This is a genomic window from Mesorhizobium sp. WSM4836 (assembly GCF_055811815.1).
Genome location: NZ_JBVVQF010000013.1, coordinates 40,316 through 65,257 on the forward strand (window position 1 = coordinate 40,316; position 24,942 = coordinate 65,257).

Annotated in this window: 18 protein-coding genes and 1 tRNA gene; 12 read left to right on the forward strand and 7 right to left on the reverse strand. The window is 63.0% G+C overall.

Annotation, left to right across the window (positions count from 1 at the left end; genetic code table 11):
- Positions 1-127: 127 nt before the first annotated feature.
- The 5 genes from omp10 to AC0L2P_RS16720 all read left to right on the forward strand — a co-directional run bounded on the left by omp10 (position 128) and on the right by AC0L2P_RS16720 (position 5,598).
- Positions 128-502, forward strand: coding sequence for an outer membrane lipoprotein Omp10 (omp10, locus tag AC0L2P_RS16700; protein WP_376706033.1), 375 nt, complete (start codon positions 128-130; stop codon positions 500-502).
- Between the two features lie 191 nt (positions 503-693).
- Entirely contained in the window at positions 694-2,829 is a 2,136-nt protein-coding gene (locus tag AC0L2P_RS16705; RefSeq protein WP_473502427.1) for a 5'-nucleotidase C-terminal domain-containing protein, read from the forward strand.
- Positions 2,830-2,980: 151 nt separating this feature from the next.
- Positions 2,981-4,045, forward strand: a complete 1,065-nt coding sequence (hemH, locus tag AC0L2P_RS16710) for a ferrochelatase (RefSeq protein WP_473502428.1) — start codon at positions 2,981-2,983, stop codon at positions 4,043-4,045.
- Between the two features lie 130 nt (positions 4,046-4,175).
- A complete protein-coding gene (locus AC0L2P_RS16715; RefSeq protein ID WP_473502429.1) occupies positions 4,176-5,123 on the forward strand; it encodes an SPFH domain-containing protein in 948 nt (315 codons plus the stop codon).
- Between the two features lie 10 nt (positions 5,124-5,133).
- Complete coding sequence (locus AC0L2P_RS16720; RefSeq protein ID WP_473502430.1) at positions 5,134-5,598, forward strand: NfeD family protein; 465 nt, start codon at positions 5,134-5,136, stop codon at positions 5,596-5,598.
- 7 nt (positions 5,599-5,605) lie between these two features.
- Here the strand turns inward: AC0L2P_RS16720 and AC0L2P_RS16725 are convergent, their stop codons facing one another.
- Positions 5,606-6,607, reverse strand: a complete 1,002-nt coding sequence (locus tag AC0L2P_RS16725) for a KpsF/GutQ family sugar-phosphate isomerase (protein ID WP_473502431.1) — start codon at positions 6,605-6,607, stop codon at positions 5,606-5,608.
- A gap of 177 nt (positions 6,608-6,784) precedes the next feature.
- On the opposite strand from AC0L2P_RS16725, the gene AC0L2P_RS16730 reads away from it, so the two are divergent.
- On the forward strand, positions 6,785-8,518 hold the full coding sequence (locus AC0L2P_RS16730; RefSeq protein ID WP_473502432.1) for an outer membrane beta-barrel protein: 1,734 nt from the start codon (positions 6,785-6,787) through the stop codon (positions 8,516-8,518).
- Positions 8,519-8,546: 28 nt separating this feature from the next.
- Here AC0L2P_RS16730 and galU read toward each other — a convergent pair whose 3' ends face one another.
- On the reverse strand, positions 8,547-9,452 hold the full coding sequence (galU, locus tag AC0L2P_RS16735) for a UTP--glucose-1-phosphate uridylyltransferase GalU (RefSeq protein WP_473502433.1): 906 nt from the start codon (positions 9,450-9,452) through the stop codon (positions 8,547-8,549).
- Positions 9,453-9,659: 207 nt separating this feature from the next.
- Here galU and AC0L2P_RS16740 point away from each other — a divergent pair, with 207 nt between their 5' ends.
- A complete protein-coding gene (locus AC0L2P_RS16740) occupies positions 9,660-10,886 on the forward strand; it encodes a lytic murein transglycosylase (RefSeq protein ID WP_473502434.1) in 1,227 nt (408 codons plus the stop codon).
- Between the two features lie 26 nt (positions 10,887-10,912).
- Positions 10,913-12,160 (forward strand): SGNH/GDSL hydrolase family protein, encoded by a 1,248-nt coding sequence (locus AC0L2P_RS16745; protein WP_473502435.1) that lies wholly within the window; start codon positions 10,913-10,915, stop codon positions 12,158-12,160.
- A gap of 22 nt (positions 12,161-12,182) precedes the next feature.
- Here AC0L2P_RS16745 and AC0L2P_RS16750 read toward each other — a convergent pair whose 3' ends face one another.
- A complete protein-coding gene (locus AC0L2P_RS16750; protein WP_473502436.1) occupies positions 12,183-13,637 on the reverse strand; it encodes a glutamate synthase subunit beta in 1,455 nt (484 codons plus the stop codon).
- Positions 13,638-13,780: 143 nt separating this feature from the next.
- Positions 13,781-18,511, reverse strand: a complete 4,731-nt coding sequence (gene gltB / locus AC0L2P_RS16755) for a glutamate synthase large subunit (protein WP_473502437.1) — start codon at positions 18,509-18,511, stop codon at positions 13,781-13,783.
- Positions 18,512-18,987: 476 nt separating this feature from the next.
- Here gltB and AC0L2P_RS16760 point away from each other — a divergent pair, with 476 nt between their 5' ends.
- Positions 18,988-20,040 (forward strand): threonine aldolase family protein, encoded by a 1,053-nt coding sequence (locus tag AC0L2P_RS16760; RefSeq protein ID WP_473502438.1) that lies wholly within the window; start codon positions 18,988-18,990, stop codon positions 20,038-20,040.
- A gap of 94 nt (positions 20,041-20,134) precedes the next feature.
- Here the strand turns inward: AC0L2P_RS16760 and AC0L2P_RS16765 are convergent, their stop codons facing one another.
- Complete coding sequence (locus AC0L2P_RS16765; RefSeq protein ID WP_023675381.1) at positions 20,135-20,599, reverse strand: Hsp20 family protein; 465 nt, start codon at positions 20,597-20,599, stop codon at positions 20,135-20,137.
- Between the two features lie 474 nt (positions 20,600-21,073).
- On the opposite strand from AC0L2P_RS16765, the gene AC0L2P_RS16770 reads away from it, so the two are divergent.
- Positions 21,074-22,045: an alpha/beta fold hydrolase gene (locus tag AC0L2P_RS16770; RefSeq protein WP_473502439.1), complete on the forward strand. Its 972-nt coding sequence runs from the start codon at positions 21,074-21,076 to the stop codon at positions 22,043-22,045.
- A 20-nt stretch (positions 22,046-22,065) separates the two neighbouring features.
- Here the strand turns inward: AC0L2P_RS16770 and hisN are convergent, their stop codons facing one another.
- A complete protein-coding gene (gene hisN / locus AC0L2P_RS16775; RefSeq protein ID WP_473502440.1) occupies positions 22,066-22,839 on the reverse strand; it encodes a histidinol-phosphatase in 774 nt (257 codons plus the stop codon).
- Between the two features lie 325 nt (positions 22,840-23,164).
- Positions 23,165-24,106, reverse strand: coding sequence for an N-formylglutamate amidohydrolase (locus AC0L2P_RS16780; RefSeq protein WP_473502441.1), 942 nt, complete (start codon positions 24,104-24,106; stop codon positions 23,165-23,167).
- A 153-nt stretch (positions 24,107-24,259) separates the two neighbouring features.
- Between AC0L2P_RS16780 and cpdR the strand changes: the two genes are divergently transcribed.
- Both cpdR and AC0L2P_RS16790 read left to right on the forward strand, forming a co-directional pair.
- Positions 24,260-24,622: a cell cycle two-component system response regulator CpdR gene (gene cpdR, locus AC0L2P_RS16785; RefSeq protein ID WP_006199474.1), complete on the forward strand. Its 363-nt coding sequence runs from the start codon at positions 24,260-24,262 to the stop codon at positions 24,620-24,622.
- Positions 24,623-24,786: 164 nt separating this feature from the next.
- Positions 24,787-24,861: transfer RNA gene (locus tag AC0L2P_RS16790), tRNA-Val, on the forward strand.
- Positions 24,862-24,942 lie beyond the last annotated feature (81 nt).

Below are 24,942 nucleotides of genomic sequence, written 5' to 3' on the forward strand. Positions count from 1 at the left end.
GCGCGGCCTAGAGCGACGTGCGTCCATTTGGACACACAAAGTACGCTCTAGCACTTTGAATGTGCGCATCGTGCTTTCCGAAAATCGGATCGATTTTCGGTCGATGCGAGAGGAGAGGATCTTGATGATGACGATTGCGCAAAGACTGCTTTCGGCTGGCGTTGCCGCGGCCGCTGCCGTCACATTGGCGGCCTGCACCACCACCGGCCCGGGTGAGCCGCCGGTGATCACCGCCAAAGGGGTCGAAGGCTCCTGGATCGACGCGCAGGGCACCGGCTTGTCCACCTTCAAGGCCGGCAGCTTCGCGACCGTCGCAACCGACACCGGCCAGAAGCTTGCCGATGGCAGCTACACCATGACCGGCGGCACCTCGGTCGAGATCCATGGCACTTCGCTGATCCGCCAGACGCCGATCAGCTTCAACTGCTTGATGGTCTCCACCAGCCAGCTCAATTGCACCAGCGCGAGCGGGCAGAATTTTGTGCTTACCAGGCGCACCTAAAAATTTGATTCCGAATTGACTTTGCAAGGACGGCGGCTTCAAGCCGCCGTCATTTTTACGCCGGCAAAGTTGATGCCGATTTCCGCTTGCATCGACTGAAACGCGATGTGAACATAGCCCTGAGAGGGCTTGTTACATCCCAGTCAAACAAGAGCGTTAAACGCCTCAGGTCAGGTTATCGGGAGACGAGAATGAAGAAGATCGCTGCCATCGCCGCGCTGTCGGCATCGGCGCTTGGCCTGTCGGCAGGGGTATCCTTTGCCGACTACACCCTGAACATCCTGCACATCAACGACTGGCACAGCCGCATCGAAAGCAACAACAAGTACGAATCGACCTGCTCGGCCGAGGAGGAGACCAAGGGCGAATGCGTCGGCGGCGCCGCCCGCCTGGTCACCGCGATCGCGCAGGAGCGCAAGAAGCTGGAAGGCCAGAACGTGCTGCTGCTCAGCGCCGGTGACAATTTCCAGGGCTCGCTCTTCTACACGACCTACAAGGGCAAGACCGAGGGCGAATTCCTTAACCAGATGAAATTCGATGCCGAGGCTCTCGGCAACCATGAGTTCGACGATGGCGAGTCGGCACTGGCGCCGTTTCTCGACATGATCCAGTTTCCGGTGCTCGGCGCCAACGTGAAGGCCAATGCGCAATCCAAGCTCGGCGACCGCGTCAAGCCATCGATCGTGGTCGAGGTCGGCGGCCAGAAGATCGGCATCGTCGGCGCGGTCACCAACGACACGCCGGAGCTTGCCACCCCTGGCCCGAACATCGCCATTGAAGACGACGTCAAGTCGATCACCGCAGAGGTCGACAAACTGAAGGGAGAGGGCGTCAACAAGATCATCGCGGTCACCCATATCGGCTACAAGCGCGAGCGTGACGTGATCGCCAAGATCCCCGGCATCGACGTGGTGGTCGGCGGCCACAGCCATTCGCTGCTGTCCAACACCGACCCCAAGGCGGAAGGCCCTTATCCGACCATGGTCGACAATCCGGACGGCTACAAAGTGCCGGTCGTGCAGGCGGCGTCCTATTCGAAATATCTCGGCGAGTTCAAGGTCGTGTTCGACGACAATGGCGTCGTTAAGGAGGCCAGCGGCGATCCCATCCATCTCGATAAATCGATCACGCCCGACCCCGCCGTGCTTGCCCGCATCAAGGAACTCGGCGCGCCCATCGAGGCCTTGAAGAACAAGGAAGTCGCCGAGACCACCAAGGCGATCGACGGCAGCCGCGAAAACTGCCGCGCCCGAGAATGCGAGATGGGCAATCTGGTCTCCGACGCCGTCCTCGACCGGGTCAAGGGCCAGGGTGTCGAGATCGTCATCTCGAATGGCGGCGGCTTGCGCGCCTCGATCGACCAGGGCACCGTTACCATGGGCGAGGTTCTCACCGTGCTGCCGTTTCAGAACACGCTGGCGACCTTCCAGATCTCCGGCAAGGATCTGGTTGCCGGCCTCGAAAGCGGCCTCAGCCAGGTCGAGGACGGCGCTGGGCGCTTTCCGCAGGTTGCCGGCCTGAAATATGCGTTCGACAAATCGGCGCCGCCTAATGAACGCGTCAAATCGGTCGAGGTCATGGAAGGCGGCGCATGGACGCCGATCAAACCGGACAAGGACTACCTGGTCGCCACCAACAACTATGTCCGCCAGGGGGGCGACGGCTACAAGGTGTTCGCCGAGAAGGCCAAGAACGCCTATGATTACGGCCCGGGGCTGGAACTGGTCGTTGCCGATTACCTCGGCGCGCACCGGCCCTATACGCCGAAGCTCGACGGCCGCATCACCGAGATCGCCGCGACCGTGGCCCCGGCCGCGGAACCGGCCAAGCCGGCCCAGCCTGCCGAGACAGCGCCGCCAAAACCTGCTGAGGCAGCGCCGACAAAACCCGTTGAGCCGGCCATGCCCGAAATGCCGGCCGGCTCCGGCGATATTTCCAACACGCCGCCGACCGTCCCGGCGGAAACCGCGCCGGCAGCACCCGCACCTGCCGAGCCGGCCCAGCCGGCGGCACCTGCGGCTCCGGCCACACCGGCTCCGGCGACCCCCGCTCCGGCTGAACCGGCCAAACCGGCCGAGACGGCGCCTGTCCCGAGTCAGCCGGCCCCAACCGAGCCGGCAAAACCAGCCGAGCCCGCCAAGCCGGCTGAGCCGGCACCGGCCGAAAGCAGCCATGTAATCGTCGCCGGCGATACCTATTGGGATCTCGCGGTGAAGGCCTATGGCGACGGCACCAAGTGGAAGATGATCTCCGATGCCAACAAAGCCTACGAGCCACGCCGCCTTCCGGTCGGCGCAACCTTGACGATCCCGGCGGCCTCGAAGTAATCCGGCCGCCGGAACGCAATGCACCCGCCCGGCAAACCGGGCGGGTGTTGCATTTCTGGGACCAGGTGCGGCCAGACGCAGCATTTGAAAACCGGCGCGGCATCGCTACTTTCGCCCGCGGCACCGTTGGTTCGCGGTGTTGGAGAACCTCATGACGCTTGCCAATCCTGCCGAAATCAAAGCCGAGAAGTCCGCCGCAGTGACGTCGGCAGGGCGCTCTCCGATCATGAGCGGCAAGGTCGGTGTCATGCTGATCAATCTCGGTACCCCCGACGGCACCGGTTTCAAGCCGATGTGGCGCTACCTCCGGGAGTTCCTGTCGGATCCGCGCGTCATCGAGCTCAACAAGGCGGTCTGGTATCCGATCCTCTACGGCGTGGTCCTCACCACCCGGCCGAAGAAGTCGGGGGCCAACTATGCCAGGATATGGAACCGGGAGCGCAACGAGTCGCCGCTGCGCACCTATACCCGCGCCCAGGCCGAGAAGCTCGGGGTCGCGCTCGGCGACCTACCCAATGTCGTCGTCGACTGGACGATGCGCTACGGCAACCCTTCGACCGAGAGCGTGGCCAACAGACTGGTCGAGCAAGGCTGCGACCGCATCCTTTCTTTCCCGCTCTATCCGCAATATTCGGCGACGACGACTGCGACTGCCAACGACCAGCTGTTTCGCGCGCTAATGAAGATGCGCCGCGCCCCGGCCATTCGCAGCGTGCCGCCCTATTACAACGAGCCGGCCTACATCGAGGCGCTCGCCCATTCGATCGAAAAGCATCTGGCGAGCCTCGACTTCGAACCGGAAATTGTCATCGCTTCCTATCACGGCGTTCCAAAACCCTATTCCGACAAGGGCGACCCCTACCAGGCCCATTGCCTCGAGACGACGCGGCTGCTGCGCGAAAAGCTCGACTGGGATGAAAAGAAGCTGATTACCACCTTCCAGTCGCGCTTCGGCGCGCAGGAATGGCTGCAGCCCTACACCGACAAGACGGTCGAAAGACTAGGGCGCGAAGGCGTGAAATCGATCGCCATCGTCAATCCGGGCTTTTCCGTCGACTGCATCGAGACGCTGGACGAAATCGGCAGGGAAGCGGCCGAGACCTTCCACCATGCGGGCGGTGAAAAGTTCGCACACATCCCTTGCCTCAACGACAGTGCCGAGGGCATGTCGGTGATCGAGGCAATGGTACGGCGCGAGCTGTCCGGCTGGGCCTGAACAGATCACCTGTCTATGCACCGGCATTCCATGATCACCTGATTGTAACGTTGCTGAAACACACTTAAGTGTTTGGTCAAGTCGGCCGCGTGGAATGTCCAACATGGCCGGCCTTTGAGGGGAGAGCCAAATGGATTTCAGTGGTTTCGATATTGCGCTTCTTGTTCTAGTCGCCCTTGTCGTTCTGGTGCTTTTCAAGGGCATCCGGACAATTCCGCAAGGCTACAATTATACCGTCGAACGCTTTGGCCGTTACACCAAGACATTGAGCCCGGGCCTCAACCTCATCGTGCCGTTCATCGACCGCGTCGGCGCCAAGATGAATATGATGGAGCAGGTGCTCGACGTCCCGACGCAGGAGATCATCACCCGCGACAACGCCACCGTTGCCGTCGACGGCGTCGCCTTCTATCAGGTGCTCAACGCGGCGCAGGCCGCCTACCAGGTCGCCGGCCTGCAGAATGCCATTCTCAATCTGACGATGACCAACATCCGCACCGTCATGGGCTCGATGGATCTCGACGAACTGTTGTCGAACCGTGACGCCATCAACGAGCGCCTGCTGCGCGTCGTTGATGAGGCCGCGCACCCCTGGGGTATCAAGATCACCCGTGTCGAGATCAAGGACATCAACCCACCGGCCAATCTCGTCGAATCGATGGGCCGCCAGATGATGGCCGAGCGCAATAAGCGCGCCCAGATCCTCGCCGCCGAAGGCCTCAAACAATCGCAGATTCTAGAGGCCGAGGGCCGCAAGGAAGCCGCCTTCCGCGATGCCGAGGCGCGAGAGCGCTCGGCCGAGGCTGAAGCACGCGCCACGCAGGTGGTGTCGGAGGCGATCTCCAAGGGCGATGTGCAGGCGCTCAACTACTTTGTCGCGCTGAAATACACCGAAGCGCTGACCAGGATCGGTGCAGCGACAAACAGCAAACTCGTGCTGATGCCGATAGAGGCTTCCTCACTGATCGGCACGCTCGGCGGCATTGGCGAAATCGCCAGGGAAGTTTTCAAGAGCCAGGGCACCGCCAGTCCAGCACGACAGGCCCGCCCGCCGGTGGTTCGTCCGAGCGAAACCTGAGGCCGCAGCCATGCTCGACCGCATTGTTTCCGAACTCGGCCCGTGGAGCTGGATGGTCCTCGGCTTCATCCTGCTGGTGATGGAGGTCATCGCGCCCGGCATTTTCATGCTGTGGATCGGCATTGCCGCGCTATTGATCGGCGTCGTCTCGCTTCTCATCTGGGACGCCGGTTTCTGGACCTGGCAGGTCCAGGTCCTCGCCTTCCTCGCGCTGTCGCTGGTCTCGGCTTACGTCGGCAAGCGGCTGGTGGGCGGGCGCCATGATGAAACCGACCAGCCCCTGCTCAACCGTCGCGGCGCACAGATGGTCGGCCGGACGGCGACACTTGCCGAGCCGATCAAGGACGGGCGCGGCCGCATCAAGCTGGGCGACACATTATGGCGCGTCTCCGGCCCTGACCTGCCGGCCGGCACGCAGGTGCGCGTGACGGGTGCCGCCGACACCGACCTGGAACTGACGGTCGAGGCGGTCTAGAGGCCCGCTAGGCGGCACCGATGCGCAGCAGGTCGTGCAGATGGACGAGCCCGATCGGCCGCCTGCCTTCGACCACCATCAGGCTGGTAATGGCCGAGTCGTTGATCGTCTGCAGGGCCGTCGCAACTAGCGTGTCGGGCGCGGCCATCTTTGGCTCTCTGGTCATCACCTGATCAACGCTCATGGCCAGAAGATCGCTGCCGATATGGCGCCTGATGTCGCCATCGGTGATGATGCCGATCAGCTTGCCGTCCGCCGCAGTGACCGCCACGCAGCCAAATCCCTTGCGCGATAGCTCAAGGATTGCTTCGCGCATGCCGGTGCCGGACGACACCAGCGGCAGCCTGTCGCCGACATGCATGATCTCGCGGATCTGCGTCAGGTTGGCGCCGAGCTGGCCGCCGGGATGGAACGTGCGGAAATGGTCCGGGGTGAAGCCGCGTGCCTCGAGCAGCGCGATGGCCAGCGCATCGCCCATCACCATTTGCAGCAGCGTCGAGGTCGTCGGCGCAAGCCCGTGCGGGCAGGCTTCCGGGGCTCGCGGCAGCAGAAGCACCACGTCCGCCGCGCGCGCCAGAGCCGATTTTTCGCCCGCGGTGACCGCGACCAGCGGGATCGAGAAGCGCCTCGAATAGGCGATGATGCCTTTGAGCTCGAGGCTTTCCCCCGACCACGACAGGGCGACGATGGCGTCGTTCCTGGCGATCATGCCGAGGTCGCCGTGATTGGCTTCGGCAGGGTGGACGAAGAAGGCCGGCGTGCCGGTCGAGGCGAGCGTTGCGGCGATCTTCGAGCCGATATGGCCGCTTTTGCCGACCCCGGTGACGATGACGCGGCCATCGATCTGCGACATCATGTCGACGGCGCGTGCGAACGGCTCGGCCAGCCCGTTTTCGAGTGCGTCGGCCAGTGCCGCGACGCCGGCCTGCTCTGTCGCCACCGTTCTCAGCGCCGAGGCAATCGCGGCCTGCCCGTCGTGCCGCTTCCTGTCAGGGGATTTCACGTCCATGGACGATGCGATTAGCGCTTCGGCGCGCGCCTGTCCAACGGAATTGCCGCCCCGAACACCCTGACGGGCCAGCCCTCAACGCTCCGTTAACCATCCCCATTTACGGTTTCGTAAGTATGGCGCGCGTGCGCCGCGCAAGCAGTGGTGCCGATGCCCGGGTTTCAGCCTCAAAAGAAAATGGGACGAAAGGGCAAGGCGGTCTGGGCATTGCTGCTGGCAACCAGTGTCTTTGCGTTGTCGCGGCCGGCACTGCTTTGCGCCCAGCAAGCCGAGCTGCGCGGCGACGTTTCGGAATCGATAATCCTGGATGACCAGCAGTACAGGATCAGGCAATCGAGCATGGCCGGAACCCAGGCCGCGCAGGCAGCTGCAACCGCTAACGACAATACGCCGCTGCCTACCTATCGTCCGGCCAGCCAGGGGGCCTTGCCTGACGAAGGCACGGGCGAAGCGGCTGCAACCGGCGGCACTTTCGATCCGCCAGCGGTCAGCGGCGACCCATTTCCCGACAACCCTGCTCCGCCGCCGCGACGGCGGCCGACCGCAACGCAACGCGCCGCCGAAGAAGACAATGACGGGGCCGCGGACAATACGAAGAGCAAGGGAACCGCGACTGCAGCCGCGGCGACGACCCACGACGCCGACACAGCTGCCACAGACGAGCAGGATACGGCCAACCGCCGTGCCGTCACCGTCGATTCCGCCGAAAAGCTCAGGCTTGGCCCCGGTGCCGAGCGCACCGAAGCCGTCGAAGGCCAGGACAAGAAGAACGAGGACGACCCGTTCGCCGCCACCGGTATCAAGCTCGGCTCCTTCGTGATCCGGCCGACGCTCGAGCAAGGCCTGACGTCTTCGACAAACGCCGATTCGAGCAGCCTCGGCAAGCCGGCGTTGCTGTCGGAAACGACGCTGCGCTTCAATGCCGTCTCCGATTGGCGCGAGAATTCGGCGACGATTGAGGGCTATGGCATCTTCCGCGAAACCTTGTCCGGCTATGACATTCACGAGGCGCAAGGCCGCGTCGACGGCACACTCAACATCGATCTCGACAATGATCTGCGCGCCATCGCCAAGCTGGGCTATGAGGCCGTGCCCGAATCGGCCTCGGCGCCGGACGCAGTCGTCGGCGCCGTCGGCCAGCCAGTGCGCCAGACCGTGAACGGCAGCCTCGCCGTCGAGAAGGATGCCGGCAAGATGCGCTTCGCGCTGACCGGCGCGGTCGAGCACGACATCTTTGGCGACGCCAAGCTTTCGTCGGGCGGATCGCTGTCGCAGAAGGGCCGCGACTCGACGCTCTACACGGCCATTTTGCGCACCGGCTACGAGATCTCGCCTGCCATCACCCCGTTCACCGAAATCGAGATCGGCCGGCGCGCTTATGATTTGCGCGTCGATCCAAACGGCTTCCAGCGCTCCTCCAGCAGGCTTGGCGCACGGGCCGGCGTCGAACTCGATCTCCGCGAGAAGCTTACCGGCGAGTTCTCGGTCGGCTGGCTGCGCGAAGCCATCGACGACGACGCCCTGCCGGCGATTTCGGGCGCGACGGTCAATGCCGATCTCAAATGGTCGCCGGAACGCGGCACCATAATCGGGCTCACCGCGCAGACGACCGCCGAGAACACGACGAATGCGGGCGAAAGCGGCGACATGCTCTATTCCGGCAGCCTCACCGGCGAGCGGCAGATCCGCGCCAACCTGACCGGAAATGCCGCTCTCGGCCTTGAATGGCGCGACTATACCGGCTCCGATGATCATGATTTGACGCTGAGCGCCGAGGCTGGGCTGACGTGGTGGCTGAACCGCTACACCGGGCTCACCACCCGCGCCAGGACTGAAAAACTGACCAGCACCCTGGCTGGGCGCGACTACACGGCCAACAGTATCTTCGTCGGCTTGAAGTTGCAGCGCTAGCCGGTCAGCGCGGCAACCGGTGTTGAAACTATGAGGCTACGCCGCGGCGTTCTGACGGCGCGAGTTCATCGAGAAGCGTGCGAATGACACCGGCCATGCTGGCATTCATGTCGCTGCGCCACAGTGCGAAGGCGACGTTCGCCTCAACGAAACCTTCGGGCGAGCCGCAGTCGAAGGTCCGCCCGCGGTAGTGGTAGCCGTAGAAGGGCTGTTGCTTCTGCAGCTTCAGCATTGCATCGGTAAGCTGGATCTCGTTGCCGGCGCCTTTTTCCTGATCTTCGAGTATCTTGAATATCTCCGGCTGCAGGATGTAGCGCCCGTTGATGTAGAGGTTCGACGGCGCCGTGCCGGTCTTCGGCTTTTCCACCATGCCGCTGATGCGGAAACCGTGATGCGCGTCCTCGCCGCGGCCGACAATGCCGTATTTGTGCGCCTCGGCCGGATCGCATTCCTGCACGGCGACGATGTTGTTTCCTGTCTCGGCGTAGAGCTCGACCATGTCCTTCGTGCAGCTTTTTTCCGACTGCATGATCATGTCGGGTAACAGCAGCGCAAAGGGCTCGTCGCCGACGAGCTCGCGCGCGCACCAGACGGCGTGACCAAGGCCGAGCGGTACCTGCTGGCGGGTGAAGCTGGTCTGCCCCGGCGCCGGCTGCAGCCGCTGCAGGCGGGCGAGCTGGTCGTCCTTGCCGCGCTGCGCAAGTGTGTCGTAGAGCTCGAACTGGACATCGAAGTGATCCTCGATGACCGCCTTGTTGCGGCCGGTCACGAAGATGAAATGCTCGATTCCGGCGTCGCGCGCCTCATCGACCACATACTGGATGACCGGCCTGTCGACGACCGTCAGCATTTCCTTGGGAATGGCCTTGGTGGCAGGGAGAAAGCGCGTGCCGAGACCGGCAACCGGGAACACTGCCTTGCGAACTCTCTTCATGTGCCAATTATCCATTTGCATGCCTGTTCGGCAATCCCGATTCGAGACATTTTCATGCCGAAATCGAGGATTACTGAACGGCGGGTCAGAAATCTCGGCTGGTAAAGCATTGACACATCTTTTCACCCCGGACGGCACCTATGGTAAACCAAATGCTAACCGGGCTCGGCGATAAATAGTCTTCCTGAGATGAAGAAGGAGGAAAAGATGTCCGTTCGCAACGCCGCAAGGCGCTTCACCAGCGTCCTGACGGCCGCCAGCCTCTCGCTTGCCTTGCTCATGCCCAGCGGGCCAGCTCTTGCTGATGCCGGCTTCCGCCAATGGGTCGCCAGCTTCCGTGCTACCGCCGTGGCTAGCGGCGTTTCCGGCTCCGTCTACGACCAGGCATTCAAGGGCATCAACGATGCTGACCCGGTGGTGCTGGAAAAGGCCCGTACTCAACCCGAATTCACCGCACCCGCCTGGGATTATTTCGACAACCGGGTCCATGACCAATCGGTCGCCGTCGGCCAGCAGATGGCAAGGAAATGGAAGCCTTGGCTGGACAGGATCGAGGCAAGATACGGCGTCGACCGCTACATCCTGCTGGCCATCTGGTCGATGGAATCGAACTACGGCGAAACCCTCAAGCGCGATGACATCATGCGCAGTGTCGTGCGCTCGCTGGCGACGCTTGGTTATGCCGACCCGAAGCGCGCGAAATTTGCCCGCACCCAGCTGATCGCGGCGCTGAAGATCCTGCAGACCGGCGACATCGACGAAAGCCATCTCAGCGGCTCATGGGCCGGCGCGATGGGCCATACCCAGTTCATCCCCACCAGCTATCAGTCCTATGCGGTCGATATGGACGGCAATGGCAAGCGCGACATCTGGAATTCGATTCCCGACGCACTTGCGACAGCCGCCAATTTGCTGAGGAACAACGGCTGGCAGGCAGGCAAGACCTGGGGTTATGAGGTCAGCCTTCCGGACGCCAAGAAGCTGCCTGGGGGCTCGAAGTCGCTGTCGCAATGGCAGGCGCTGGGCGTCACCCGTGCCAACGGCAAGCCGTTCAAGAACGGTGCGGACAAGGCGACTTTGAAGCTGCCCGGCGGCCGCGGCGGGCCAGCCTTCCTGATGATCAAGAATTTCTCGGTCATCAAGCGTTACAACAATGCCGACAAATATGCGCTGGCCGTGGGCCTTCTTGCCGACGAAATTGCCGGCTATGGCGGGCTCGTGCAGGACTGGAAGCGACCGTTTACCAAGCTCTCCTTCGAGGAAAGGCAGGAGCTTCAGAAGCGACTTTCCGAGCACGGCTATTACGACGGCAAGTTCGACGGCAAGATCGGTGACGGATCGAAAACCGCCATCATGGCCTTCCAGGCAAAGGCCGGCTTGACCCAGGACGGGTATCCGAGCAAGGAAGTGCTCAAATGGCTCAGGCAGAACTAGAGCCGGTTACGGGATGGAGAGGGTGATTGGTTTCGGCTGCGCGCATCCGGTTAATCGTTCGTCGCGTGCCGATCCTTGTTCTGGCGATCGCCGTTCTTGCAGTCGGCGCCGCCAGCGCCTTTCATATCTCGGCCATGGCGCAGGAGCCGGAAAGTCGTGGCTGGTCGCTGCGCGACCTGTTGTTTCCGCGCAGAAGCGAGCGGTTTGAGCAGCCGCCGCCCGAATTCCAGAGAGAATTCCAGAGAACAAAGCCTAGGCCCAAGCTGAAAAAGCCCCGGTCCGTTCGCCGGCCGCCGCCGGTCGAGCCGATAACCCCCGTGGCCGAGAAGGCGCCGGATGCACGCGTCATTCTGGTGGTCGGCGATTTCATGGCGTCTGGGCTGGCTGAGGGGCTCGACGCCGCCTTTGCCGAAAACACCGGCGTCAGGATCGTGGTCCGTGCCAACGGATCGTCCGGCTTCGTGCGTGACGATGTCTACAACTGGCCAGAACAGGTCAAGTCGCTCATCGCGGCCGAAAAACCGGCAGCCGTCGTCGTCATGCTCGGATCCAACGATCGGCAGCAGATGCGCGTCGGCGATGTGCGCGAGCAGCCGCGATCCGAAAACTGGACCAAGGAATACAAGCGCCGGACCGAAGCACTCGGCAAGGCCATCGCTTCAGCCAAAGTGCCGTATCTGTGGGTTGGCATGCCGGCCTTCCGGGTCTCGAAAATGACCTCCGACATGCTGGCCTTCAACGACATCTACCGCTCGTCCGCCGAAAGCCACGGCGGCGAGTTCGTCGATGTCTGGGACGGGTTCGTCGACGAGAACGGCGCCTTTATCACCAGCGGACCGGACATCAACGGCCAATCGGTGCGCCTGCGCTCCGACGACGGCATCAACATGTCGAAGGCCGGCAAGCGCAAGCTCGCCTTTTACACCGAAAAGCCGCTGATGAAGATCCTTGGGCTGGCCGCGCCGGGGAGCGTGGTGACAGCTTCTGCCCCCGCCGGCGCTCCCGTCGAGGCGCCGGCACCTGCCGCCGCACCGATAGCCGTCGATCGCACCGTGCCGATGCTGCTCAGCGATCCGGCGCTGGACGGCGGCTCGGAACTACTCGGCGCCGCCTCGCCGGCAAAAGCTGACAAGAATTTGCCGGGCGAAAGGCTGATCGTCGAGGGCAAGGCGCCCGACGCCTCGCCGGGCCGCGCCGACGATTTCTCGTGGCCGCCCAAGACACCGCCTGCGACGGCGGCCGCATCCGACACGACGACAGCGATCCGGCAGTAACCAGAACCTCTTCGGAACGGACTCAGCGCGGCAGCACGCTCGATCCCATCAGCGCCTCGTCGATGGCGCGCGCCGCCTGGCGGCCCTCGCGGATCGCCCAGACGACCAGCGACTGGCCGCGCCGCACGTCGCCCGCCGCATAGAGCCTTTCGAGGCTGGTCCTGTAGTCGCGGTCATTGGCCTCGACGTTTTTCGAACGGCGGCTGTCGGTGACGATCTTCATCTGCCCCTCGAGTTCCGACACCGGCCCGCGAGCGGCTGGCCCGGCAAAGCCGATGGCGATGAACGCGAGATCGGCGCGGATGACGAATTCCGTGCCGGCGATTGGCTTGCGCTTTTCGTCGACCTCACAGCATTTGACCCCGGTCAGCTGGCCGTCCTCGCCGATGAATTCAAGTGTCGCCACCTGGAATTCGCGCTCGGCGCCTTCGGCCTGCGAGGACGAGGTGCGCATCTTGGTCGCCCAGTAGGGCCAGACCGACAGCTTGTCTTCCTTTTCCGGCGGCTGCGGCCGGATGTCGAGCTGGGTGACGCGCACCGCGCCCTGGCGGAAGGCAGTGCCGACGCAGTCGGAGGCAGTGTCGCCGCCGCCGACCACGACGACATGCTGGCCGCCGGCGACTATCGGGCGCGACGGCCATGCCACCGACTGGATCGGCTCGCCGCCGATACGCTTGTTCTGCTGAACCAGATACGGCATCGCGTCGTGCACGCCGTCGAGATCGTCACCCGGGATGTTGGCCGGACGCGGTGTTTCGGAACCGCCGCAATAGAGCACAGCATCATGTTCGGCGAGCAGTTCGGCGACCGGCTTGTCGACGCCGACATTGACGCCGCAATGGAAGCTGACACCCTCGCCCTGCATCTGCTCGATGCGCCGGTCGATATAATGCTTCTCGATCTTGAAGTCGGGGATGCCGTAGCGCATCAGCCCGCCCGGCCGGCTCTCGCGCTCATAGACGTGAACGTCATGGCCGGCGCGGCCGAGTTGCTGGGCAGCCGCCATTCCCGCCGGCCCCGAGCCGATGATCGCGACGCGCTTGCCGGTCTTCCGTTCCGGCGGATAGGGCCGGATATGGCCGGTTTCATAGGCTTTGTCGGCAATCGCCTGCTCGATCGTCTTGATGGCGACCGGAATGTCCTCAAGATTCAGCGTGCAGGCTTCCTCGCAAGGTGCGGGACAGATACGGCCGGTGAATTCCGGAAAATTGTTGGTCGAATGCAGGTTGCGGATCGCGTTTTCCCAGTCGCCATTGTAGACGAGGTCGTTCCAGTCCGGGATCTGGTTGTGGATCGGGCAGCCGGTCGGCCCATGGCAATACGGAATGCCGCAATCCATGCAGCGCGCGGCCTGTTTCTCGACCTCCTTGTCCGACATCGGCAGCGTGAACTCGCGGAAATGCCGGATGCGGTCGGAAGCCGGCTGGTACTTGTGCACCTGCCGGTCGATCTCGAGAAACCCTGTTACCTTGCCCATAGTCCAGTCCCTGCTGTCCGGAAGGCACGCCTGGCGACGCACCCGTTAACCCCATAAGGCAGCCGTGGCAACCTTCAGTCCGAGGTCAGGATTGTTGATGAAGATGGTTGCCGGGACGCATGGCATCCCGGCAATTTCCAAAACTATTCCGCCGCCACGTTCATGCGCATACGTTCCATCTCGATCAGCGCGCGGCGGTATTCGACCGGCATGATCTTCCGGAATTTCGGCCGAAAAGTCGCCCAGTCATCGAGGATTTCGCGACCTCGTACCGAACCCGTGTAGTGGACGTGGTTGGAGATCAGCTGATAAAGCCGCTCCTCGTCGTGGCTGGTCATATCGCCGGATACGTCAACACGGCCCTTGTGGTCGAGATCGCCGCCATGGTGGAGCAGCTTTTCCATCAGATCGTCCTCTTCCGGAACCGGCTCCAGCTCGACCATCGCCATGTTGCAGCGTTCGGCGAAATCGCCCGCCTCGTCGAGCACATAGGCGACGCCGCCCGACATGCCGGCGGCGAAGTTGCGGCCGGTCTGGCCGATGACGACGACGATACCGCCGGTCATGTATTCGCAACCATGGTCGCCGACACCTTCAACGACGGCGGCGACACCCGAATTGCGCACGGCAAAACGCTCGCCGGCAACGCCGCAGAAATAGGCCTCGCCCTCGGTTGCGCCATAGAGCACGGTATTGCCGACAATAATGGACTCGGCAGCAACGATTTTCGTGTTCTCCGGCGGACGGATGACGATACGGCCGCCCGACAGGCCCTTGCCGACATAGTCGTTGGCAGCGCCCACCAGTTCGAACGAGACGCCGCGCGCCAGGAAAGCGCCAAAGGACTGGCCGGCCGTGCCGGTGAGCTTGACCGAGATCGTGTCCTCGCGCAGACCCTTGTGCCTGAAGCGCTTTGCCACCTCGCCCGACAGCATGGCGCCCGTCGAACGGTCGACGTTGCGGATCGGCAGTTCGATGCTGACCGGCTGCCTGGCTTCGAGCGCCGGCTTGGCCAGTTCGATCAGCTTGCGGTCTAGCACGTCCTCGATCGGATGCTTCTGCCGCTCGGTCCAGTGCGTCGCCTCGTGCAGTGCATCGGGCTTGTAGAACATCTTGCTGAAGTCGAGCCCGCGCGCCTTCCAGTGCTGGATCAGCTCGCGCTTTTCCAGAAGGTCGGTGTCGCCGATGATCTGGTCGAGATGGGTGTAGCCCATCTCGGCAAGCAGCGCCCGCACCTCTTCCGCCACATAGAAGAAGAAGTTGATGACGTGCTCGGGCGTGCCCTTGAAGCGCTTGCGCAGCACCGGGTCCTGTGTCGCGACGCCGACCGGGCAGGTGTTGAGATGGCACTTGCGCATCATGATGCAGCCGGCCGCGATCAACGGCGCGGTAGAGAAGCCGAACTCGTCGGCGCCGAGCAGTGCGCCGATGACGACGTCACGCCCGGTGCGCAGGCCGCCATCGACCTGCAGCGCGACGCGCGACCTTAGGCCGTTGAGCACCAGCGTCTGGTGCGTCTCGGCAAGGCCCATCTCCCACGGGCTGCCGGCATGCTTGAGCGAGGTCAGCGGCGAGGCGCCGGTGCCGCCGTCATAACCTGATATGGTGATGTGGTCGGCACGCGCCTTGGCGACGCCGGCCGCAACCGTGCCGACGCCGACTTCCGAGACCAGCTTGACCGATACGTCGGCCGCCGGATTGACGTTCTTCAGATCGTAGATGAGCTGCGCCAGATCCTCGATCGAATAGATGTCATGATGCGGCGGCGGCGAGATCAGGCCGACACCCGGCGTCGAATGCCTGACCTTGGCTATGGTCGCATCGACCTTGTGGCCCGGCAGCTGGCCGCCCTCGCCGGGCTTCGCCCCTTGCGCGACCTTGATCTGCATCATGTCGGAATTGACCAGATATTCCGCCGTGACGCCAAAGCGTCCCGAGGCGACCTGCTTGATCGCCGAGCGTTCGGGGTTCTTACCGCCGCCCGGCAGTGGCAGATAGCGGTCGGCCTCTTCGCCGCCCTCGCCGGTGTTCGACTTGCCGCCGATGGCGTTCATGGCGCGCGCCAGCGTCGTGTGCGCCTCCCTGGAGATCGAACCGAAGGACATCGCCCCGGTCGAGAAGCGCTTGACGACATCGGCGGCCGGCATCACCTCGTCGAGCTTGACCTTCTTGCGCCCGGTCTCTTGCGCAAGCTTGATCTTGAACAGGCCGCGAATGGTCTGCGCCTGTGCCGTCTCGCTGTCGATCTGGGCGGAATAGTCCTTGAACGTCTCCCACGAACCTTGGCGCACGGCATGCTGCAAGGTCGCCACCGCGTCCGGCGACCAGATATGGGCCTCGCCGCGCATGCGGAACATGTATTCGCCGCCGACCTCGAGGCTGTTGCGCAGCACCGGGTCGCTGCCGAAGCCGTCGGTGTGGCGGCTGACCGTTTCGGCGGCGATCTCGTCCAGCCCGACGCCTTCGATCAGCGTCGCCGTGCCGGTGAAGTACTTCTGCACGAAGTCCGACTTGAGCCCGATGGCATCGAAGATCTGCGCACCGCAATAGGACTGGTAGGTGGAGATGCCCATCTTGGACATCACCTTGAGGATGCCTTTGCCGATCGACTTGATGTAGCGGGAGACGACTTCGTAAGCGTCGACCTCCGCCGGCAACTCGCCACGCTTGTGCATGTCGAGCAGCGTGTCGAAAGCGAGATAGGGGTTGATCGCCTCGGCGCCGTAGCCGGCGAGGCAGCAGAAATGGTGCACCTCGCGGGGCTCGCCGGATTCGACGACGAGCCCAACCGAGGTGCGCAACCCCTTGCGGATCAAATGATGGTGCACGGCGGCCGTTGCCAGCAATGCCGGGATGGCGATGCGGTCCGGCCCAAGCTGACGGTCCGATAGGATGATGATGTTGTAGCCGCCGGCGACCGCCGCCTCGGCGCGCTCGCACAGCCGGTCTATGGCGCCCTGCATGCCGGCCGCGCCTTCATTGGAAGCATAGGTGATGTCGATCGTCTTGGTGTCGAAACGGTCTTCGGTATGGCCGACGGAGCGCAGCTTCTCCAGATCGCCATTGGTCAGGATCGGCTGGCGCACTTCGAGCCGCTTGCGGCGCGAACTGCCGACTAGATCGAAGATGTTGGGCCGCGGCCCGATGAAGGACACCAGGCTCATCACCAGCTCCTCGCGGATCGGGTCGATCGGCGGATTGGTGACCTGTGCGAAGTTCTGCTTGAAATAGGTGTAGAGCAGCTTCGATCTGTCCGACATTGCCGAAATCGGCGTGTCGGTGCCCATCGAGCCGACCGCTTCCTGGCCGGTGGTCGCCATCGGCGACATCAACAGCTTGGTATCCTCCTGGGTGTAGCCGAACGCCTGCTGGCGGTCGAGCAGCGAGACATCCCTGCGCAGGGCGCGCGGCTCGACCGGGTTCAGATCCTCGAGGATGAGTTGGGTGTTGGCGAGCCAGCTCTTGTAGGGGTGCCTGGTCGCGATCTCCGACTTGATCTCCTCGTCGGAAACGATGCGCCCCTTGTCCAGGTCGATCAGCAGCATGCGGCCGGGCTGCAGCCGCCACTTCTTGACGATCCTTTCCTCCGGCACCGGCAGCACGCCGGCTTCCGAGGCCATGATGACGCGGTCGTCATCGGTGACGATGTAGCGCGCCGGCCGCAGCCCGTTGCGGTCGAGCGTGGCGCCGATCTGGCGGCCGTCGGTGAAGGCCACCGCCGCCGGCCCGTCCCACGGCTCCATCAGCGCTGCGTGATACTCGTAGAAGGCCTTGCGGTCCTGACCCATCAGCTTGTTGCCGGCCCATGCTTCCGGGATCAGCATCATCATGGCATGGGCGAGCGAATAGCCGCCCTGCGTCAGGAATTCGAGCGCATTGTCGAAGCAGGCGGTGTCCGACTGCCCTTCATAAGAGATCGGCCAAAGCTTTGAGATGTCGTTGCCGAACAGTTCGGAATCGACCGAGGCCTGCCGCGCCGCCATCCAGTTGACGTTGCCGCGCAGCGTGTTGATCTCGCCATTGTGGGCGACCATGCGGTAGGGATGCGCCAGCTTCCAGGACGGGAACGTGTTGGTCGAGAAGCGCTGGTGGACCAGGATCAGCGCCGTCTCGAAACGCGGGTCGGTGAGGTCCTTGTAGTAGGCGCCGACCTGATAGGCCAGGAACATGCCCTTGTAGACGATGGTCCGCGACGACATCGAGACGACATAGAAGCCGTTGTCGACGCCTTTGGTCTCCTCGTGGATGCGGCCGGAAATGACCTTGCGCAGGATGTACAGCCGCCGCTCGTAATCGTCGTCGTTCTCGATCTCGGCGCCGCGGCCCAGGAACACCTGCCGGTGCACCGGCTCGGAAGCGGCGATGTCGGGCGCCTTGGATAGCGACGAATTGTCGACCGGCACGTCGCGAAAGCCGAGCAGCGGTTGGCCCTCGAGTTGCGCCACCTCGGCGATGATGCCCTCGATATGCGCCTGCAACTCCGGGTCGCGCGGCATGAACACGTGGCCGACGGCATAATGGCCGGGCTTCGGCAATTCGACCCCTTGCTTGGCCATCTCATCGCGGAAGAAGCGGTCCGGCAGTTGCACCAGCACGCCCGCGCCGTCGCCCATCAGCGGATCGGCGCCGACGGCGCCGCGGTGCGTCAGGTTTTCGAGCACGGCAAGGCCGTCCTCGACGATCTGGTGTGACTTTACGCCCTTCATGTTGACGATAAAGCCGACGCCGCAGGCATCATGCTCGTTGCGCGGATCGTAGAGACCGTGCGCGGCGTAGCCGGTACTGGTTCGCCCAATATTGGTCAGGGACAGATTCTTGACGGCTGCCGCTTTCGTCTGCGCGGCCTTCGTCGCAGATGGCGTCATGTCCGTCATCGTCCTGTCCTCCGTTCCGTCCCCTTCGGGCGCTGGTTTCCGTCGGGAAGCGCGGGGCTCCCCTTTCAATCTTGCGGCACGTCTTGCGAAATTCTTGCCGACCGTGCGGCTTTCCGCATGGTTCGCATATGGTATTCGTACAGGCCGCAGCCAGGCTGTCTAGCTGTCGCTCGCGGCAATGGCCGCAGAGGCGCTATCATATGCCCAATGCGGCCAGTTTTGTGCGACAAAATAAGACAGCACTACTGTCCTAAATTTTTATGACAGAAATTTTGGAAGCACACAAGACCGATTCACAAAATTCTTGGGGCTTTGGCGACAGAAAATTGCGCGGCACGCGGTATCAGCGTAACCTTCCGTCGCTGCATCTGCGGTCAGGCTTTCGCTGGCTTTAGCGGATTTTCGGCATCTGTCACTTGCGGCCGGCATGCGAAAGCGGCCAAGCTCGCACCGATTTCCCCAGCATAGGCAGACGCATGATTTTCGCTTCCGACAATTGGGCAGGCGCCCATCCCCGTATTGCTGCCGGCCTCTCGGCCCATGCCGATGGCTTCTCCACCGCCTATGGCGATGGCGTCCTCGACGAGGCAGTTTACCAGCGCTTCAACGAAATCTTCGAGTGCGAGGTCGCGGTGTTTTTCGTCGCCACCGGCACCGCTGCCAATTCGCTGTCACTGACTGCCTATAACAAGCCCGGCGGCATTTCCTTCTGCCATCGCGAATCGCACGTCATCGAGGACGAATGCGGTGCACCGGAATATTTCACCGGCGGTTCGCGGCTTTACACAGTCGAAGGCGCACTCGGCAAAATCGATGCCGGCAATCTGGAACGGGCGGTGGACCGTTTCGCACCAGAAAACGTCCATTCCGGGCGGCCGATGGCGGTTTCGATCACGCAGTCGACCGAGGTCGGCACCGTCTACACGCTGAACGAAATCGCCAGGATTTCGGCGATCGCAAAGCAGCACGGATTGCCGCTACACATGGACGGGGCCCGCTTTGCCAATGCGCTCGTCGCGCTGGAAACGACGCCGGCCGAAATGACCTGGAAGCACGGCGTCGACATCCTCTCCTTCGGCGGTACCAAGAATGGCTGTTGGTGCGCCGAGGCGATCGTGCTGTTCGACCTCGAGCGAGCCAAGGAATTGGCGTTTTTGCGCAAGCGCGCGGCCCAGCTGTTCTCGAAATCGCGCTTCATCGCCGCGCAATTCGATGCTTATTTCAGGGGTGGGCTATGGCTCGACACGGCACGGCACGCCAATGCGATGGCGGCACGGCTTGCCGCGGCGATAGAAGATTCCCCTTCGGCCAGGCTGGCTTGGCTGCCGCAGGCGAACGAGGTTTTCGCGGTGATGAAAAAGGCCGAGGCCGAACGAATGCAAGCGGCAGGCGCGGCCTTCCACGACTGGCGCAGGCCGCTCGGCTACGACGGCCACATCGGCGAGTACGAAGCGCTCTATCGCTTCGTCACCAGCTTCGCGACCACGCCCGACGAGGTCGACCGTTTCGGCTACCTGCTCGCCGGATAGTAGGCCTTACCCACCAGCAAAAAAGAGCGGCGCATTACTGCACCGCCCCTTTTTCCCCGGGAGTTGGCCTCCCGGGAGAATTTAGCTGCCTAGCTTACGCGGCAGTCTTGGCCTCGATCTGCTTGGCCTTGGCCGGAGCCGAGGTGATCGCGATCTTGCGCGGCTTCAGCTCTTCGGGGATGTTGCGCTTGAGATCGACGAAGAGCAGGCCGTTCTTCAGCGCGGCGCCGACGACCTCGACGTGATCGGCAAGCTGGAAGCGGCGCTCGAAGGCTCGGCTGGCGATACCGCGATAGAGCAGTTCGGAGCCTTCGCCATTGCCTTCCTCCTTGCGCTCACCCTTGACGGTCAGCACATTGCGGTGAGCTTCGATCGAAATCTCATCTTCCGAAAAGCCGGCCACAGCCATCGAGATGCGATAGGCGTCCTCGCCCGTGCGCTCGATGTTATAAGGCGGGTAGGTCTGGCCTTCCGGCTGCGCAAGCGAATCGAGCATAGTGAACAGCCGGTCGAAACCGACGGTCGAACGGTAAAGCGGGGAAAAATCAACGTGACGCATGGTGTGTTCTCCTGTTGAGCAACAAGGTTGCGTATGGCCGGTGCGAAACCCGTGACGGCGTTCCGGATGGGCCAGCGGCCCCGACATTGGCGGCCGCACAACAAATTTGGGAAGCGGACCCCGGCATTTCAAGATTTTCCCGCGTCCGAACGGGACCGGTCCCGGCGCGTGTCCCGATGCCGATGAACGCCAGATGAACCGTGGCGACGGCGAGCGTTCACCCAGGCGGCATTAAAACTGTTCTCGAGATCACGAACAGGTCGCCGGAAAAGCGACGCTCCGAGGCCGAACCGGGTGTAACGTCCCTTCCTCCCGGGTCGACAGAGGCCGGAAGCACGCCCAAGGCTGCTTCCGGCCTTACTTGTTCGCTGCCTCGGTCGACCTCCCCGTCGTCCCGAATTCCGTTGCTTTTGGCGCATGGGCGTTTATGCCTGACTTGCGCCCACGCCGGCACCGACCCCAACTAAACACCGTATGACCGATCTTTCCCACCAGACCCCCGTCTTCCACGAAACTCCGGGCAATCCGCTGCCGGAAAACGCAGCCGGCGGCTTCTTCACCACGCGCGACGGCAAGAAGATCCGCTATGGGCTGTTTGCCGCGGTTGCCCGCCCGATGAAGGGCACGGTGGTCGTCCTGACCGGCCGCAACGAGTGCATCGAGAAGTATTTCGAGACCGTTCGCAACCTTGCCGACCGGGGTTTTGGCGTGGCAACCCTCGACTGGCGCGGCCAGGGCGCTTCCGACCGGCTGATCGGCGACCGACAGCGCGGCTATGTCAGCAGCTTCTTCCACTATACCGGAGATCTGGAGCAGTTCTTCGAAGAGATCGTGCTGCCCGACTGTCGAGGACCCTATTACATACTGGCCCACTCGGCCGGCGCGCTGATTGCGCTGCTCGCCGCGCCCTCGATGGCGAACCGCGTGCGCCGCATGGTGCTGATCGCACCGTTCTTCACCGTGCCGGACCTGCCGGTTTCGGCAAAAACCGTTCGCCGCACCTGTTCGCTGTTCTGCCTTCTCGGCCTTGGCCGGCTCTATGCCGCATGGGGCCCGCGACCGAAGGAATCGGTGCCCTTCGCCATGAACAAGCTGACCAGCGACCCGGAACGCTACCGGCGCAACACGCTGATCTACGAAACCTATCCGCAACTGGCGCTGGGCGGACCGACGATCCGCTGGCTGAAGGCGGCCACCGAGGCGTCCTTGATCGTCAGCGACCCGGATTTCATGGCCAAGATCCAGGTGCCCTTGCTGATGATCGCCGCCGGCGCCGACCAGGTCGTCTCGACCAGGGCAGTCGAAGCCTATGCGAGACGTCTGCGCGTCGGCTCGCTAGTGATGATCGACGGCGCCCGCCATGAGATCCTGCAGGAAGCCGACCTCTATCGCGAGCAGTTGCTTGCGGCATTCGATGCCTTCATCCCCGGAACCGGTGACGCCTGAGCCGCATGCCTTATCCGGCTTCAGCCACGCAGCGCCGCCATCGCCGCCGCGTGCAGCTCCGGTGTCGCCGCCGCCAGGATGTCGCCGCCCTTTTCCGCCGGTCCGCCCTCGAAAGTGGTGACGACGCCGCCTGCCTTCTCGATGATCGGGATCAGCGCGACGATGTCGTACGGCTTCAATCCGGGATCGGCGACGATATCGACGCTGCCTGCCGCCACCATGGCGAAGGCATAGCAGTCGGTGCCGTAGCGGGCGAGCTGGACCTGTTGTTCGAACAGGTCGTAGCGCAGGCGGGCGTCTCCCTTGAACAGCGCCGGCGTGGTGGTGAAAAGCGTCGCCTCGCCGAGATTCGTCGTCTTGCGCGTCGTGAGTTTTCGCGGGCCACCGGGACCTTCATAATGCGAGCCGGAAGCGTTGGCGTAGAATAGCTCGCCGGTGAAGGGCTGCGACATCATGCCGGCGACGGCATCGCCGCCGACCGTCAGCCCGACCAGTGTTCCCCACACCGGCAGGCCGGAAATGAAGGCGCGTGTGCCGTCGATCGGATCGATCACCCAGACATGCCGGCTGGAGATGTTTTCGCTGCCATGCTCCTCGCCGAGGATGCCGTGATCGGGGTATTGCGCGCTGATCACCGCCCGGATGGCGCGCTCGGCCTCGCGGTCGGCCTCGGTGACTGGGTCGAAGCTGCCGCGCTCCTTGTTGGTGACCGCGCCCTGATTGCGGAAGCGCGGCAAGGTCTCGGCTGCGGCGGCACGCGCAATGCGCCGCATGAACTCGATGCTGATGTCCAACTGATTCTCCCGCTTCAGCATGTTTGAGATGCCGGTTTGCCTACGGATTTATGCCGAAACAAGGGCGTTCGGAGCCTTTCGCACAGTGCCAACTGTTGCTCGAATGCAACGCAGTCGTCGTGGAAATGCAATTTCCACTTCACAGTGAATTAAAAAGCCGGAACGCGCCTTGACATTTGTGCAGCGCACAATACGTTTGTTCTCGGACAGGGTTCCTGTCCATGCCCTCCTTGGGCGTTTCCTCCCTAGACTTCGACCGTGTCGTGCAAACGATGCGGTCTTTTTTTACGCCGCCGCATGAGCGGCGAGTACCGCAATTCCGCGGCTATTCGGCGGCCAGCGGCAGATCCATGAAATTATGGTCGGGCATCGCCATCAGTTCAGCCGAAAACCGCGCCAGATCGTCGGCCAGGGCGTCGAAACCAGCTGATCTCTGGAACGTCCGCTCATTCATGTAGAGCCCGCGATTGACCTCGATCTGCAGCGCATGCAGGTGGCGCACGGGGCGGCCATAATGCTCCGTGATGAAACCTCCGGCATAGGGCTTGTTGTGGGCGACACTGTAGCCCATGCCGGTGAGCAGGCCGATCGCCGTCTCGGTCAACGCCGCCGCGGCCGAGATGCCGAAACGATCACCGACGATGAAATCCGGCCGCAATCCGCTGTCGCCGACCCTTATGCTTGCCGGCATCGAGTGGCAATCAATCAGCACGGCGTAGCCGAAGCGCGCATGGGTTCTGGTCAAGAGCCGCTTCAGCGCCTCGTGATAGGGCTTGTAGACCGCTTCGATGCGCGCCACGGCTTCCGCCAGCGGCAAGCGGCCGGAATAGATGTCGAGCCCCTCGCCTACCAGCTTGGGCACGGTGCCGAGCCCGCCGGCCACCCGCGCCGATCGGATGTTGCAGAATGACGGCACCGGTTCGGCGAACATACGCGGATCGAGTTCCCACGGCTCCCGGTTGACGTCGAGATAGGCGCGCGGGAAGTTTGCCGCCAGCAGCGGCGCCCCGAGCGCGACGGCGCCGCCGAACAATTCCTCGACGTAGCAGTCCTCGGAGCGGCGGATGGCGTTGCGGTCCAGCTTGGCCATGGCCATGAAACGGTCCGGATAATAGCGGCCGCTATGCGGCGAGTTGAAGAGGAAGGGAACGCGCTGTTCGGCGCCCGATCGGATTTCGAAGGGTGGAACGACCGAAAAATCCTCGGCTGCCGTTTTCAATTTGAACGAACCTGGAAATACCAATGCATCATGATAGGAAAGTGCCACCTCGCCGCCCGCATGTCCAGCCGCCGAAGCGCCGGCCAAATCAGGATTGTGCGGCCAACGTTCACTTGATGTTTACCGTCACCTCCTCATATACAGCATGGTTAACGGGCTTGCCTCACGGCATTGTCGGTTGGGTGATTCGGACGGGACAAGATGGCACGCATTCTGCTGGCGGAAGACGACGACGACATGCGCCGGTTCCTCGTCAAGGCGCTGGAGCGCGCCGGCTATCAGGTCAGCGATTTCGACAATGGTGCCAGCGCCTATGAGCGGCTGCGCGAGGAACCCTTTTCGCTGCTTTTGACCGACATCGTCATGCCGGAGATGGATGGTATCGAGCTCGCCCGCCGCGCCACGGAGATCGATCCCGACCTAAAGGTGATGTTCATCACCGGCTTCGCCGCCGTCGCCCTGAACCCTGATTCCAAGGCGCCGAAAGACGCCAAAGTGCTATCGAAGCCGTTCCACCTGCGCGACCTCGTCAACGAAGTTGAAAAGATGCTGCAGGCCGCCTGACGCGCCTTTTGTCGCGTCTTGACCGACTAGAGCAATTCCAGGAAAAGTGTGAAGCGGTTTTCCGTCCGGAATTGCGTCAAAACAAAGAGGGCAAGCCAGCCATTCTTTCCCTTTTCCCGCTATTGACGTGCCGAACCAAAAATGGTGTATGCGCGGCTTCGGATGGGCGTGTAGCTCAGCGGGAGAGCACTGCATTGACATTGCAGGGGTCACAGGTTCAATCCCTGTCACGCCCACCATCCAGACAATCCCTCAATTGCCACCGGTATTTTCACCGGCTGGCGTTCTCGCCCTCATCCGGTCCTGACGCCGAGCCCGCC